The 14,892-nt window shown below is 67.6% G+C and carries 12 protein-coding genes; 2 read left to right on the top strand and 10 right to left on the bottom strand.

Annotated elements, in window-relative coordinates:
- Window positions 1-109 precede the first annotated feature (109 nt).
- The 10 genes from EWM63_RS29340 to wrbA all read right to left on the bottom strand — a co-directional run bounded on the left by EWM63_RS29340 (window position 110) and on the right by wrbA (window position 12,150).
- A complete protein-coding gene (locus tag EWM63_RS29340) occupies window positions 110-1,081 on the bottom strand; it encodes a thymidylate synthase (RefSeq protein WP_130189674.1) in 972 nt (323 codons plus the stop codon).
- A gap of 40 nt (window positions 1,082-1,121) precedes the next feature.
- Window positions 1,122-2,540: a DEAD/DEAH box helicase gene (locus EWM63_RS29335; protein WP_130189673.1), complete on the bottom strand. Its 1,419-nt coding sequence runs from the start codon at window positions 2,538-2,540 to the stop codon at window positions 1,122-1,124.
- A complete protein-coding gene (locus tag EWM63_RS29330; protein ID WP_130189672.1) occupies window positions 2,537-3,682 on the bottom strand; it encodes a threonine aldolase family protein in 1,146 nt (381 codons plus the stop codon). Before EWM63_RS29330 ends, EWM63_RS29335 begins: the two co-directional genes overlap by 4 nt.
- Window positions 3,675-5,522, bottom strand: a complete 1,848-nt coding sequence (locus tag EWM63_RS29325) for an ABC transporter transmembrane domain-containing protein (RefSeq protein ID WP_130189671.1) — start codon at window positions 5,520-5,522, stop codon at window positions 3,675-3,677. Before EWM63_RS29325 ends, EWM63_RS29330 begins: the two co-directional genes overlap by 8 nt.
- An 18-nt stretch (window positions 5,523-5,540) precedes the next feature.
- Window positions 5,541-6,617: a lipocalin-like domain-containing protein gene (locus tag EWM63_RS29320; protein ID WP_130189670.1), complete on the bottom strand. Its 1,077-nt coding sequence runs from the start codon at window positions 6,615-6,617 to the stop codon at window positions 5,541-5,543.
- Window positions 6,617-9,121: an FtsX-like permease family protein gene (locus EWM63_RS29315; RefSeq protein WP_229487572.1), complete on the bottom strand. Its 2,505-nt coding sequence runs from the start codon at window positions 9,119-9,121 to the stop codon at window positions 6,617-6,619. The genes EWM63_RS29320 and EWM63_RS29315 overlap by 1 nt, the downstream gene beginning before the upstream one ends.
- A gap of 71 nt (window positions 9,122-9,192) precedes the next feature.
- The gene (locus EWM63_RS29310; RefSeq protein WP_130189668.1) at window positions 9,193-9,618 is read right to left on the bottom strand and encodes a DUF4124 domain-containing protein; all 426 of its coding nucleotides are present in this window, start codon (window positions 9,616-9,618) and stop codon (window positions 9,193-9,195) included.
- On the bottom strand, window positions 9,615-11,033 hold the full coding sequence (locus EWM63_RS29305; RefSeq protein WP_130189667.1) for an FAD-binding oxidoreductase: 1,419 nt from the start codon (window positions 11,031-11,033) through the stop codon (window positions 9,615-9,617). The genes EWM63_RS29310 and EWM63_RS29305 overlap by 4 nt, the downstream gene beginning before the upstream one ends.
- A 101-nt stretch (window positions 11,034-11,134) precedes the next feature.
- Window positions 11,135-11,542: a DUF2069 domain-containing protein gene (locus EWM63_RS29300; RefSeq protein ID WP_130189666.1), complete on the bottom strand. Its 408-nt coding sequence runs from the start codon at window positions 11,540-11,542 to the stop codon at window positions 11,135-11,137.
- On the bottom strand, window positions 11,542-12,150 hold the full coding sequence (gene wrbA, locus EWM63_RS29295) for an NAD(P)H:quinone oxidoreductase (protein WP_130189665.1): 609 nt from the start codon (window positions 12,148-12,150) through the stop codon (window positions 11,542-11,544). The genes EWM63_RS29300 and wrbA overlap by 1 nt, the downstream gene beginning before the upstream one ends.
- A 114-nt stretch (window positions 12,151-12,264) precedes the next feature.
- On the opposite strand from wrbA, the gene EWM63_RS29290 reads away from it, so the two are divergent.
- Window positions 12,265-13,590 (top strand): YihY family inner membrane protein, encoded by a 1,326-nt coding sequence (locus EWM63_RS29290; RefSeq protein ID WP_371861264.1) that lies wholly within the window; start codon window positions 12,265-12,267, stop codon window positions 13,588-13,590.
- A 124-nt stretch (window positions 13,591-13,714) separates the two neighbouring features.
- The gene (locus EWM63_RS29285; protein ID WP_130189663.1) at window positions 13,715-14,170 is read left to right on the top strand and encodes a CBS domain-containing protein; all 456 of its coding nucleotides are present in this window, start codon (window positions 13,715-13,717) and stop codon (window positions 14,168-14,170) included.
- Window positions 14,171-14,892: the final 722 nt, after the last annotated feature.

Below are 14,892 nucleotides of genomic sequence, written 5' to 3'. Positions count from 1 at the left end.
ATGCATTATGCGCGGAATGCGACATCCCAGCCCAATGCTCGGCTTGGGCTGGGATCGCGAAGGAGATGGGAATTTTCCGGCGGCAAAAACAGCTGACGTCGGCGATGGCTTACACCGCCATCGGCGCCGTCAGCGGCGGGTGGTGCCGGTAGCCCTCGAGGCTGAAGTCGGACGGTTCGATCTTTTCCAGCCATTCCGGCGCATAGGTGCCGGTCTGTGCGAAGTCGGGCACGCGGTCCGCGATGACGAGGCGCGGTGCTTCGTACGGCTCGCGCTTCAATTGTTCCTGCACCATCTCCAGATGGTTCTCGTAGATGTGCGCGTCGCCGATGAAGTAGGTGAACCAGCGCGGCGTGTAGCCCGTCAGCCGGCCCACCAGGTGCAGCAGCGCGGCACCTTCAGCAATGTTGAATGGGGTGCCCAGGCCGATGTCGTTGCTGCGCACGTAAAGACACAGCGAGATCTCTTTCGTGGTGGCGTTCGGAATGAACTGGTACAGCAGGTGGCAGGCGGGCAGGGCGACCTGGTCCAGCACGGCCGGATTCCAGCCGTGGAACAGGATGCGGCGGCTGCCGGGGTTGTTGACGATCGTGTCCAGGCACTCGCGCAACTGGTCGATCGCCTTGTAGAGCAGCACTTTCTCGACGCCGTTTTCCACGAGCGGGGCCACTTCCGTGAAGCCGTTGCGGTGGGCATCCTCGCGCTGCGCCGTGTTCGCCGCATCGACCAGCTTGTAGCCGGGCCACTGGCGCCATTGCACGCCGTAGACGGGCCCCAGGTCGTCGGTGCCTTCGCGGTACGGGTTGGCCAGCCACTGCGCGTTTTCATTCGCGTTCTGGTCCCATACCTTGCAACCGAGCGCGCGGAAGTCGGCCGCGCTGCGCGATGCGCGCAGGAAGGCGCACAGTTCGCCGACGACCGACTTGAACGCAAGCCGCTTAGTCGTCACCGCCGGAAAGCCCTGCGCCAGATCGAAGCGCATCATCGCGCCCGGCACGGACAGCGTGCGGATGCCCGTGCGGTTGTCCTGCCAGGTGCCCTGGGCAAGAACGGTTTCGATCAGTTGCTGGTACTGCTGCATGCGATTCTCCGGCTATAAACTGGCAATTTTATCAGGAACACTATTTTTTCTTCGTTGGGCGGGGCGATGGCCTGGCCGTCGTCTTTGCAACGGTCTTGGCCGCCGTCTTGGCGGTGGACTTCGCGCCGCGGCCCGCCGCCACGACGACGCTGCCCTGCGGGATGCGTTTCGCGGGCCTGGCGCGGTCCGGCGCGGTGGGGCCGAAGCCGCCGGCCGGGCGCGGTGCCGCCGGCGACACGGGCGCTTTCGCTCCTTTCGGCTTGGCCGCGCTCTTGCGTGCACCCGGCTGCGCCGCGCTGGCCGGCGTCCCCGTGGACGGCACGCGGTGGTCGGCTTCGAAGCCGGGTATTTCCTCGCGCGGCAGCACTTGCCTGATCAGTGTCTCGATGGCCTTGAGCAGGTCCACTTCATCGGCGGCCACCAGCGAGATCGCCTCGCCCGTGGCGCCGGCGCGGCCCGTGCGGCCGATGCGGTGCACGTAGTCCTCCGCCACGGTGGGCAGGTCGTGGTTAACGACGAGCGGCAGGCCGGCGATGTCCAGGCCCCGCGCGGCCACGTCGGTGGCGACCAGCACGTCCACGTCGCGCGCCTTGAAGCGGGCCAGCGCGCGCAGGCGTGCCGGTTGCGGCTTGTCGCCGTGGATGGCGTCGGCGCGGATGCCTTGCTGCTGCAGTACGCCGACCAGCTGGTCGACGCCCTTGCGGGTCTTGGCGAAGACCAGCACCTGCTGCCAGCCGCGCTCGCGAAGCAGGTGCAGGAACAGTTCCGGCTTGGATTTCTTGTCGGTGGTGATGACGAGCTGGCGCACGGTCTTCGCCGCCGCATTGGCCGGGCTGGCCTGGACGGACAGCGGGTCGCGCAGCAGCCGCCCGGCCAGCGTGCGAATCGCCTCCGGGAACGTGGCCGAGAACAGCAGGGTCTGGCGCCCGGGCGGCAGCGCCGCGAACACGGTGTCGAGGTCGGCGGCGAATCCCAGGTCAAGCATGCGGTCCGCCTCGTCCAGCACCAGCGTCTGCAACTGGGTGAAGGTGAGGGTGCCCTGGCGCAGCAGGTCGAGCAGGCGGCCCGGGGTTGCCACCAGCACGTCGAGCCCCTTTTTCAGCTTGTTGATCTGCGGCTCGATCGGCACGCCGCCATAGGCCACGCCGTAGCGCAGCGGCACGTGCGCACCATACTTGCGGAAGCTGGCATAGACCTGCTCGGCCAGCTCGCGGGTCGGCGCCAGCACGAGGCAACGCACGCCGAGCGGTGCCACGGCGCCTTCCAGCGTGAGGCGGTGCAGCAGCGGCAGCGCGAAGCCGGCCGTCTTGCCGGTGCCGGTCTGCGCCGCCGCCATCAGGTCGCGGCCGGCCAGCACGGCCGGAATCGCCTGGCGCTGCACGGGTGTCGGGTCGTCGTAGCCCAGCTCGTCGAGCGCGCGCAGCAGCGGGTCAATCAGTTTCAGCGAACGGAACGTCATGCGACCGCCTTTGCCAGCGCACCGTGCCAGGCCGCCAGCGCCGCGTGCACCTGTTCGTTCGGCAGGTCCAGCAGATTGTCGCCCACATACCATTCCACGTAGCTCGTGCCATCGAGCTGTGCATGGTGCGCGGCATTGTGCAGCCAGATCCGGTGTTCGCGGGCGATCAGGTTGCGGATCTCCAGCGCACGGTCGCGGTCCACCGGCAGGTGCACATGGAAGATGCTGGCGTGCGGTCGCGACGGATTCACGCGCAGCAGCGGGTAGGCACTCAGCGCGTCGACGAGCCATTGCGTGCGGCGGAAACAGGCGGGCATGGCGGCCAGCCGCGCATCGATCTGCATGGCCGCGGCCACCACATAGGGCGTGCGGTGGATGACGCTGCCGCCCTGGCGGCGGTACCACTCCTGGGCGCGCGCGACGAATGCGGCGCTGCCGGCGAGCAGCGCGCCGCCGATGCCGCCGATGCCCTTGTACAGCGACACGTAGACGGTATCGAAGCCGGCCGCCACGTCGGCCAGCGTGCGCTCCATGCCGGCGGCCGCTTCCCACAGCCGCGCGCCGTCCATGTGCAGGTGCGTATCATGGGCGCGGCACCAGGCCTTGATTGCCTCGAGCTCGTCCCACGCTGGCAGCTGGCCGCCGATCTCGCGGGCCGGCAGTTCCACCGACACGGCGCCCAGGTGGTCGGGGATGGCGGCCAGGTCTTCTGCCGTGAACGGGCGGTGGGGACTGCCGACCTGCAGCGCGTGGAAATGGTCCAGCAACTGGTGATTGCCCCGCTCGTGCTTCAGGATGTGCGCGGTGGCATGCAGCGCCACGAGGCGGCTGCCCCGGTCGGCGCAGGCCAGGCGCAGCGCGGTGGCCTGCGCCATCGTGCCCGTGATGCAGAACGTGGCCGCTTCCTTGCCCAGCAGCGCGGCGACCTTGCGCTCCAGGCACTGAATCAGCTCTCCATCGCCATACACGTCGTGGGCGATGCCCTGTTCCTCGCACCAGGCGGCCATCGCCGCGAAGGTTTGCGCGGGCGTCTGCTGGCGGTGGCCCGGCAACACGACCGTGCATTGCTGGCGCAGCGCCGCCTCACTGCCGTGTGCTTCCGCAGCGGCTCCGGCAACGGATTCGGTAACGACGTTAGTCATGGCGGTGCTCGACCTGGACATTGTGGAATTGCAGCGCCGCCAGGTTGGCATAGATGCCCCCTTGCGCCACCAGCGAACGGTGCGTGCCTGTTTCAACGATGCGGCCGTCTTCCATCACGATGATGCGGTCGGCGCGCTGCACGGTGGCGAGGCGGTGGGCGATGATGACGGTGGTGCGGCCCACCATTGCCGCCTCCAGCGCCGATTGCACGAGGCGCTCGGATTCCGCGTCCAGCGCACTGGTGGCTTCGTCGAGCAGCAGCAGCGGCGGATTCTTCAGCAGTGCGCGGGCGATCGCGATGCGCTGGCGCTGGCCGCCGGAAAGGCGCACGCCGCGCTCGCCGAGGAACGACTGGTAGCCGTTCGGCAGGCGTTCGATGAATTCATGCGCCGCGGCCAATTTCGCGGCGCGGATCACTTCCTCGTTCGTCGCATCGGCGCGGCCATAGCGGATGTTTTCCATCGCATCGGCCGAGAAGATCACCGTATCCTGCGGAACGATGCCGATCGCGCCGCGCAGGTCGTGCAGCGCGAGGTGGCGGATATCGACGCCATCGAGGCGGATGGTACCCTGCTGCGGATCGTAGAAGCGCAGGAACATCTGGAACAGCGTGGTCTTGCCGGCACCGGACGGGCCGACGACGGCCACCGTTTCACCCGGGCGGATATCGAGGTCGAGATGGGACAGCGCGGCAGTGTCGGGGCGCGACGGGTAGGAGAACGTCACGCCGGCCAGGGACAGCGCGGCGCCGTTGGCGGCCCGCGGCGGCAGTGCCAGCGGCTGGGCCGGCTCGCGGATATCGGATTGCGTGGACAGCAGTTCGAGCAGGCGCTCGGTGGCGCCGGCAGCGCGCTGCGCCTCGCCCATCACCTCCGACAGTGCGCCCACGGCGCCCGCCACGATCGACGCATACAGGATGAACTGTCCCAGGTCGCCACCGGTCATCGTGCCGGCCAGCACCGCATGCGCGCCCAGCCACAGCACGAACACGATCGTGCCGAACACCAGCACGATGGCCAGCATCGTCAGCAGGGCGCGGGCGCGGATGCGCCGCATCGCCGTGGCGAACGCACCTTCGACCGACGAGCCGAAGCGGCGCGTTTCGATGTCTTCATGCGTAAACGCCTGCACGGTGGGCATCGCGTTCAGGATCTCGCCGGCCACGGCCGAGGCGTCGGCGATGCGGTCCTGCGAATCGCGCGACAGCTTGCGCACGCGGCGGCCGAACATCACGATCGGCAGCACGGTCAAGACCAGCAGGCCGATGATGATGCCCGTGAGTTTCGGGCTCGTCACGAACAGCATCACGAGGCCGCCAACGAACAGCAGCGCGTTGCGCAGCGCCATCGAGATGCTGGTGCCGACGACTGCCTGGATCAGCGTGGTGTCCGTCGTGATGCGCGACAGCACTTCACCGGTCTGGGTGGTCTCGAAAAACGCGGGGCTCTGGCGCACCACGTGACCGTAGACGGCGCTCCTGATATCGGCCACCACGCGCTCGCCCAGCCATGACACGGTATAGAAACGCGCCGCCGTGGCCAGCGCGAGCACCGCCGCCACGGCGAACAGGGCAAGGAACACCGCATTGACGTGGGCGGCGCTGTGCACGCCGGCATTCGCGCCAAAGCCCAGGTCGATCATCTGCTTGAAGGCATACGGGATGGCCAGCGTGGCGCCGGCCGCCACCACGAGCGCCACGCCCGCCATGGCGAACCGCGGGCGATAGGGTTTCAGGAAAGGCAGCAGGCCGCGTAACGCCGCAAGGCTGCCTTTTTTCAGTTCACGGGGCTGTTTGCCGGACACGGTGTCGCGGGCGCTGCTGGTGGTGCTGTTGCTCATACTGAGGATGGTTGGTTTTTATAGTTTCATCGGCCGGACATAGCCGGTCAGTTCGAGGTAGGCGCGGCCGACCTGCCGGCCATCGCGCCGGACGGTCACGGCGCCTTCCCAATATACGGCGCCGGTCGAGCGGCGCGAATCGAGTTCCTGGTCGGGCTGCAGCGGGTCGAGCTGCCAGCGCGTGCCGCCCGTGTCGAGCGTGACGGCCACCGGGTACTCGGCGCCCGTGCGGGGCGAACGCCAGCGCGTGCGCGGCGTGAACGTCACGTCCTGCGGCCCGAACTGCGTGATCTTACCGGATGCGTCGCGCCACGTCGCGTGGGCCCACAGTTTACCATTTTGCCGGTCGCGGACGCGGAAGGCCATCAGCGCACCGCCATCGTCGAGATTGGCGCCCACCCAATCCCAGCCCACGCCCTCGGTGCCGAGCACGAGGCTGGACCATTCGTGGTCGAGCCAGGTGACGCCCGTGACGGCCGTGCGCTTGCCGTCGGCGCCGACGATCGTGCCGCTCGTCTTCAACTGCGGCTTGCTGTAATAGTAGCTGGCCTGGTCCGGCTGCGGGCCCTTGCGCGAATAGCCGCCGCGGCCTTGCAGCAGCACGGGCTGCGTGGGCGCCAGCACGAGTTCCAGCGTGAAGCCTGATGCCGGAATCGTCATCTTGTAGCGACCGTCCGCGCCGCGGGTCATGCGCCAGTCGTGGAGCTTGATGTCGGTATCGGTTTCGCTGGCGAAGGCCAGGCCGAAGCCGGCGCGGGCGCTGCGCTCGTCGTGCAGGAGCTTCCCGTTCGCCGCGTCGGACAGCGCGGCGTGGCCGATGACCAGCTGTTTTGGGGCGAATTGGCTGGGATTGGCGTCGTCCGTATCCGTGCGGCTGCGGAAGAACGTGACCTGGTAGCCGACGGGCTTGCCCTCGGCCGTCGTCAGCCAGCCGGTCGCATACCACCACTCGGTGCGGAACGACGGATGCGCGCCAAAGTCGCGCGGGAAGACCAGGGCCTTGCCGTCTGCCAGCGGCACGGCCGGCGAAAAGACGGGCGGCGCGGCAAACAGCGACGTGCACAGCGCCAGCAGCAGGAGAAGGAGGATGCGCATCACCAGTCCTCCCGCACGGCACGGATCGGCCCGCCGGACAGCGCCTGGCGGCCGGATACCAGCGCGGTCAGCATGCTGGCCACCAGCAGCGCGACCGCCACGGCGCCCAGCAGCGGCCAAGGATAGTGCATCTGCATGGTCCAGTGGAACGATTGCGGATTGACGACGTGCACGAGGATCAGGCTGATCGCCCAGCCCAGCACGAAGCCGGTGGCGATGCCGAGCGCCGTCAATGCGCCGCCTTCGAAGGCCAGGATACCGAGGATCTGGCCACGCGTGACGCCGATGTGGCGCAGCATGCCGAATTCACGGGCGCGCGCCAGCGTTTGCGCGGAAAACGTGGCGGCCACGCCGAACAGGCCGATGACGATGGCGATCGCTTCGAGCAGGTAGGTCACGGCGAAACTCCGGTCGAAGATGCGCAGCGACAGTGCGCGGATCGCCGACGGCGCCTCGATGCCCAGCGTGGCGCCGAACGGCAGGCGTTTCAGGGCGTCCGTCGCATCGGCGGTGCTGACATCTTTCGCCAGCCACAGCGCGGCGTCGCTGACGTCGGCATCGCCCGTCAGGCGCACATAGTCGGCGCGCTCGATCATCACCGCGCCGGAGACGCGGGCATAGTCGCGCCACACGCCGGCCACGAAGAACGGTACGGCGGTGCCGGCCAGCGGCAGCCGCAGCGTTTCTCCGGGGGCGATGCGGTACAGGTCGGCCATCGCTTCGGAAACCCACGCGCGCGGCAGTCTGTCCTGCGACTGCGCGACCTGTTCGCCGACGGGCACCATCGATTTCTCCGGGTGCGCCGGGTCGATATCCCGGGCCAGCAGTGCCACGTTCGGGCGGTCCGGCGCGAGCGATACGGAGCGCAGCCGCAGGAACTCGGCGCGGGCGATGCCGGGCGCGCCGCGGATCGCCGCCTGTTCGCGCGGCGTGAGGCCGGCCGTGCCGCCGGCGCTGGCGATGCGCGCATACAGGTCGGCGGGCAGCACCTGCAGGATCCAGTTGTCGACCGAGACGCGGAAGCTGGCCACCATGATCGCCATCGCCACCATCAGCGAAAAGCTCGACAGCACGCCGCCCAGCGCGATGCCGGCCTGGCCGGAAGCGTTGGCCAGGCGTGCCAGCGTCAGTGTCGGCACTGCCGGGATCTCGGTGCGGTGCGCGGTGGTGGCGGTCCAGCGCGCGTGGGCGAAGCGGAACGCCAGCGCGGCGATGCGTGGCATCAGGGCGATGCCGCCGACCAGCATCAGGGCAATCGACAGGTAGCCGAAGACCGGCAGTTCGGTGACGGGCGGCAGTTGCGACAGCACCCCGGCCAGCACGAGGCAGGCGATGGCCGGCCACGGGCGGGACAGACGGCCCAGCGCCACTTCATCGGCGCCCGACTTCAGGGCCACGGCGGGTGCCGCGCGGGCGGCTTCCCATGCCGGCGTGGCGCAGCCGAGCAGCGCGACGCCGATACCGAGGCTGAAATACACGATGGCGGCCACCGGCGTGAATTGCACCTGCGGCTGCACACCGGCGAAGTACCCGGCGCCCAGGTCGCCACCGAAGAAGCGCAACGCGGCGGCCGCGATGCCGTAGCCGCCGGCGATGCCGAGCAGGGCGCCGGTGACGCCCAGGGCCGCGCCTTCGAGCAGTACCTGGCGCAACAGGTGGCGGCGTTCGAAGCCCAGCACGCGCAGCAGCGCGAACTGGCTGCGGCGCCGCATCACCGACAAGGCCTGCGTGGAAAACACGAGGAAGGCGCCGGTGAACAGCGCAACGAGGGCCAGCACGCTGAGGTTCACGCGATACGCGCGGCTCATGTTGCTTGTGCGGCTTTCCTGGTCCGCGTCGTTCGGCTGGCCGACCCGGAGGCGGCCAGGGTAGTCGCGCGCCAGTTCACGGGCCAGCGTTGCCTGGAACGCGTTGCGGTCGACGCCGTCGCGCAGCTTGATGTCCACGCGCGACAGCTTGCCGAGGCGGCCGAAGCGCCACTGGGCGGCGCCGATGTCCATCACGCCCAGGCGCTGGCCCACGCGGGCGCGCTGCAGGGAGCCCGCGACGCGCAGCGCGAGCGTTTCCGTACCGGTCATGAACTCGATGCGGGCGCCGGGTTTCGTCTGCAACCACTGCTGTGCGGCGGGGGACAGGAACAGCGCATCGCTTGCCAGCGTGTCGCCGGGCTCGCCGCTGGCCGGTGCGCCGATCAGGTCGGGGGTGATGTAGCCGACCCGGAACACGTCCAGGCCGACGATCTTCAGGGGCTCCTGGCCGCCCGGCAGCGAAGCGTTGATTTCCAGGACTGGCGAGGCCACCGCCACCTCGGGCCGTTCGGCGAGCCGGGAATAGATGGCTTCATCGAACAGCGGTTCGGCGCCCGAGACCTGCACGTCGGCCTGGCCCGACAAACTCTGCACGGCGGCCGAGAATTCGTTGAACGCGGCGGCGTTGATCAGATGGATCGCGAAGCCGAGGGCGACGCCGATGGCGATCGCGGCGATGGCGGTCAGTGCGCGCACCGGGTGGGCGCGCCATTCACCGAGTAGCAGCCACCGGGAAAGGGTACGCAGGGACGGGGAGCGAAGCGGCGTCACTTGCACTGGACCGCATGGCGTTCGGCCGCGCGCCGGGCTTTCAGCCGGGCCGCCTCGGCGGCGCCGTGGGTTGCGCGGCGCACGTCGTCCTCGGCCCATCGATGCGCCAGTTCCAGCTTCGCGCACTGTTCGCGGCGGCGCGCGGCCTGGCGGTCGTGCAGGGCATCGGCGCGGTCCTGCTGCGCGTCGCGATGCTGCCGTTCGCGTTGCAGTTTCGCCGATTCCGCCTGCAGGCGTGTCAAATCCGCGGGCTTGCGTTGACCGGCGGGGGCATCGGGGGCCGGCAGCACGGTTTGTTCGCCACGCTCGCACGGTGCTTCGCTGTACGAGGTCTGGTTGCCGTGCGTGCACTTGTACATTTGCGCCTGTGCGGGCAGGGCGGCCAGCAGGGGAAACACCATGAAGGCGGCGGCGCGGATCACAGGATCTTCCCCGGGTTCATGATGCCGAGCGGGTCGAGCGCGGCCTTGATGGCCCGCATCAGGTTCAGTTCCACGGGCGACTTGTAGCGGGCTAGCTCGTCGCGCTTGAGCGCGCCGATGCCGTGTTCGGCCGAGATCGAGCCGCCGAAGGCATCGACGGCATCGTGCACCACGCGGTTGACCGCTGCCTGGTTGGCAAGGAAGGCTTCGTTGCCGATGCCGGGCGGCGGCGCCACATTGAAGTGCAGGTTGCCGTCGCCCAGATGGCCGAAGCACACCAGCTGGAAGCCGGGGAATGCCTGCTGCAGCAACGGCTCCGTATGCGCGATGAAGCGGGCGATGGAGGACACGGGCAGCGAGATGTCGTGCTTGATGTTCTTGCCATCGGCCGCCTGGGCCAGCGGGATGTGCTCGCGCAGCTGCCACAGCGCCCGCGACTGGGCGACCGACGCGGCCACGGCCGCGTCGAGCACGATGCCGGCATCGAAGGCGGCCGACGTTGCGCCTTCCAGCAAGGCCACGGCATGGGCTTCCGATTCGCTGCTCGAGATTTCCAGCAGTGCGTAGTAGGGGTACGTCGCCGCGAAAGGGCGCGGCAGTTGCGGAAAGTGCTTCGCCACCAGGCCGAGGCAGAAGGCCGACATCAATTCAAAACCGGTCAGGCTGGCGCCGGCGCGGTCCTGCATGAGTGACAGCAGGCGCAGCGCGTGGTCGGGTGACGCCAGCGCGGCCAGCGCGGTGATCGAGGCCCTGGGCGCCGGGTACAGCTTCATGACGGCACCGGTGATGATGCCGAGCGTGCCTTCGGCGCCGATGTAGAGGTCGCGCAGGTCGTAGCCGGTATTGTCCTTGCGCAGGCCGCGCAGGCCGGACCAGATCTCGCCCTGCGGCGTGACGACTTCGAGGCCGAGGCACAGTTCGCGTGTGTTCCCGTAGCGCAGCACGCCCGTGCCGCCCGCGTTGGTGGCCAGGTTGCCACCGATCGTGCAGCTGCCTTCGGCGGCCAGCGACAGCGGGAACAGGCAGCCTGCGGCCGCGGCGGCTTCCTGCACGTGCTGGAGGATGGCGCCCGCATCGACGGTGACGGTGCGGTTCACGGGATCGAGCGCGCGGATGCGGTTCAGCCGCGCCACCGACAGCACGACGGCGTCGCCGCTGGCATCGGGCACGCTGCCCAGCACGAGGCCCGTGTTGCCGCCCTGCGGCACGATCGGCACCCGCTCCTGCGCGCACAGGCGCACCAGCTGCGCCACTTCGTCGACGGAACCGGGCCGCAGCACGGCACGGGCGCTGCCGGTAAAGCGGCCGCGCCAGTCGCGCAGGTAGGGTGCCATGGCGGCCGGCGCATCGAGCACGTTATCGGGCATGCGTGCGGCGCCGACGATGGCGCGGCACCGGTCGAGGAAAGCCGTCATGGCCGATGATGCCTGCTTGGGGCCATTGGCATGCTTGAGGCCATGGGCTTGCTTGTATCCATGGGCTTGCTTGTATCCATGGGCTTGCTTGTATCCATCACTTACTTGTGGCCGTTGCGGCTGCGGGCGACCTTGTCCAGCAATTCCTGCGCGGCCTTCTTCGCGGCGCGCTTGTACGGGTGCACGTAGAGCAGCGCGCAGCAGAAGAACACGAACACGAGCGCCGCCTCGCCCCAGCCGAGCCAGGGCATGACGGTGTCGCTGTAGCCGCGCACCACGCCTTCGGCCAGGTAGGCCAGGATCATCATCGACGACCACTGCAGCGTGTACAGGTCGCGCTTGAGCACCCCGATCAGCGGAAACAGCAGCGGCACGGCTTTCAAGGCCAACCAGGACCCGCCCGGCTTGAGCGGCGCCAGCACCGTCTCCCACAACAGGCACCAGACGATCAGCGCAGCCACGCTGGCCAGCGCCCCCCACCACAGCACCTGCTGGCGCGCGCCGTACATTACCTGCCCCGCAGCTTGACGGCCGTTTCGGCCAGGCGCTTGCCGAGGGCAACGGCAATGCGCTTTTCTTCATCGGTGACCGGCTTGCGGCCATCGACGCCGGCCCAGTGGCTGGCGCCATACGGTGTGCCGCCGGACGACGTGGTCATCAGGTCCGGATGCGTGTACGGCAGCCCGATGACCATCAGGCCGTGGTGCAGCAGCGGGATCATCATCGACAGCAGCGTGGATTCCTGGCCGCCATGCAGGCTGCCGGTGGACGTGAACACGCAGGCCGGCTTGCCGGCCAGGCTGCCGGACAGCCACTGGCTCGATGTGCCATCCCAGAAATACTTCATTGCCGAGGCCATGTTGCCGAAGCGGGTCGGCGAACCGACGGCGATGCCGGCGCATTCGTCGAGGTCGGACAATTCCACGTAGGGCGCGCCGTCGAGGGGGACGTCCGGTTCGGTGGCTTCGGTCACGGTGGAGACCGCGGGCACGGTGCGCAACCGGGCATCGCACCCCGGCACGCTCTCGATGCCCTGGGCGATCAGCTCGGCCAGGCGGCGCGTGGCGCCATGCCGGGAATAGAACAAAACAAGGATAGTCAGGTTGGGCGCGTTCATCGTTGGTATTATAGAACGCTTTACAGGGTGGCCACGGGCCGGAATCATTTGAAGCAACGTATAAAGACTCTATACCACTATGTAGCCAATCGCTGCGGCGACGGCGTGGCTGAACTGCGCTCGCTGTCGTGGGCCGAAGTGCGCGACCTGTTCCTGTTTGCGCGGCGCCGTCTGCGCGAGGAGAGCCTGCCGCAGGTCGCGGGCGGCCTCACGTTCACCACCGTGTTCGCGCTCGTGCCGGTGCTGACGATCGCGCTGGCCATCTTCACCACGTTCCCCATGTTCATGGCATTCCGCACGGCGCTGGAGGCGTATTTCATCCAGAGCGTGATGCCGAAGGCGATCTCGAACACCATCCTTTCCTATCTCACCACGTTCGCGGCGCAGGCCACGGGGCTCTCGGCGGTGGGCGCGGTCACGCTGGTGGCCACGTCGGTGGCGATGATGGGCATGATCGAGCGCGTGTTCAACCGCATCTGGCGCGTGAAGGCCGAGCGGCGCTGGACACGCCGGATCCTCGTCTACTGGGCGCTGATCACGCTGGGCCCGCTGCTGATCGGTGTGTCGATCTCGCTGTCCACGGACTTCTTCTCGGCCACGTCCAGCCTGGTCGGCAACGTGTTCGGCGCGTTGGCCTATTCGATCCTTTCGATCGTGCTGACATCGGCCGGCTTCACGTTCCTCTACATGGTCGTGCCGGCCAGGGTGGTGGACTGGCGCGACGCCGTGGCCGGCGGCGTGCTGGCCGGGCTCGCGTTCGAACTGGCCAAGCGCGGCTTTGCCGTGTTCATCACGGAATTCCCCTCCTATTCACGCATCTATGGCGCGCTGGCTGCGCTGCCGCTGTTCCTGCTGTGGGTGTACCTGTCGTGGCTGATCACGCTGTTCGGCGCGCTGCTGGCCGCGGCACTGCCGGTGATCAAGTACGAGCGCTGGTGGTACGAGCCGGTGCCGGGCGGCGCTTTCGTCGACGCGCTGGCCGTGCTGAAGGTGCTGCATGGTGCCAGCCGCTACGGCGACACGGCCCTCGTTTCGTCGAGCGCGATCCGCACCCGCACGCGGCTGGGTATAGACGAGCTCGATACGCTGCTGGAGCAGATGCAGGACAAGGGATGGGTGGGAAGAGTACGCACGGACCCGGCGCCCCGCGTGCAGTTCGGCAAGCACGTCAACGATACGGGCGACAACTGGGTGTTGCTGGCCAATCCGGAAACGCTGACCCTGGCCGAGGTGTACCGGCTGTTCGTGTTCGGTGGCATGCCCGTCAATGCCGGCGTGGCCCAGGAGTCGGACGACCCGCGCGACGTGGCGGCGCGGCGCGACGCGGCCCGGCTGGCGCGCCATGTCGAAGATGCCGTCGAGGCGGGGCTCGGCCTGTCGCTGGCGGACCACTTCGGCCCGGCGGTCGACCGTGCCGACGTGCCGGTCGCGCTGTCGTAACGCGGCATTCCGGCAGTAAATACCAGGACGATTCCCGCGTGCGCTGGATTTTTTCCCGGGCATACGCTACATTGCGCCAGAAGGCACAGGATAAAAACCACCAATCACGGACAGGACGGCCACCATGAAAGTCTCAGAAATCCTCCAAGTCAAGGGCAACATTCTCTACACGATCACACCGGACCAGCCGCTGGTGGACGCGGCGACCACGATGGCCGAGAAGGACATCGGTTCGCTCGTCGTGATGGAGTATGGCGACCTGGTGGGCATGCTGACCTTCCGCGAAGTGCTCAAGGCGCTGCATGCGAACGAAGGTTCCGTGGGTGGCGGAACGGTGCGTAAGCACATGGACGACCACCCGATCACGGTCACGCCGGATACCGAAGTCAACGAAGTGCGCCGCATCATGCTGGAAAAGCACGCGCGCTACCTGCCCGTGATGAACGCCAAGACGCTGCTGGGCGTGATCTCGTTCTACGACGTGGCGCGTGCCGTGCTGGAGGCGCAGAGCTTCGAGAACCGCATGCTGAAGGCCTATATCCGCGACTGGCCGGCCGAGCAGGACGAGACCACGAGCTGAGCGGTTTAAATGCGTAGACAACAAGAACGCTGCCTCGGCAGCGTTTTTTGTTGCCTGATCTCGCCTTAGCTTTTACGCTGCGACGGCCTGGGTATCTTTTCCATGGCGCGTCGGCAGGGCCGGTTGCGGATGGTCTTTCGGCAGCTCGCTTACTATCGGGTGCTACTCATCCTGGGCAAGAGGACGTCATGACTGTTTCCGGAGCAAACACTTTTCCAGTTCGGCGGCGGCGATTCATGTCATCGGCGGTGCTTCGGTATCGAAAAGCGGTAGGTTTGCCCAATCACTTTGTGTTCTGGATGATCGAAACGATGCTGGAACCGTTTTCTTGGACACCGCCTCAGGCGCGGTTGCATGGGTCGATGCACATGCGGTCAGTGCGTTCGCGCGTGGAGTAATAAAAGCAGCCGAGTACGACGCTTATCTAAACTTCTCGGCGTGGGTAGCTGACTGCATCAGAGAAATCGAAGACTAAATCGGCTTTGGAATGTCCGGCTCAGGTCGGATGCCGCCCTGCGTGACAATCTGCGGATTTTCCTCACTGGCAAACTGCTATCCTCAGGTGACAGGCAGATTTCGGCCAGACGCGGACGTCGCGCGATCGGCAGGTAAAACCTGTCCTGAACCTTATTTGGAGAATTTATGTACGCAGTGTGGCGTAGTCAGCACCGCTTTAGAACGCCGTTAGATCATCGGTACCGCCTTTATCCACTCCCATCGCT

It is taken from the genome of Pseudoduganella lutea (genome assembly GCF_004209755.1).
Classification (GTDB): Bacteria; Pseudomonadota; Gammaproteobacteria; order Burkholderiales; family Burkholderiaceae_D; genus Rugamonas; species Rugamonas lutea.
This window is presented reverse-complemented; position numbering and strand designations above follow the sequence as displayed.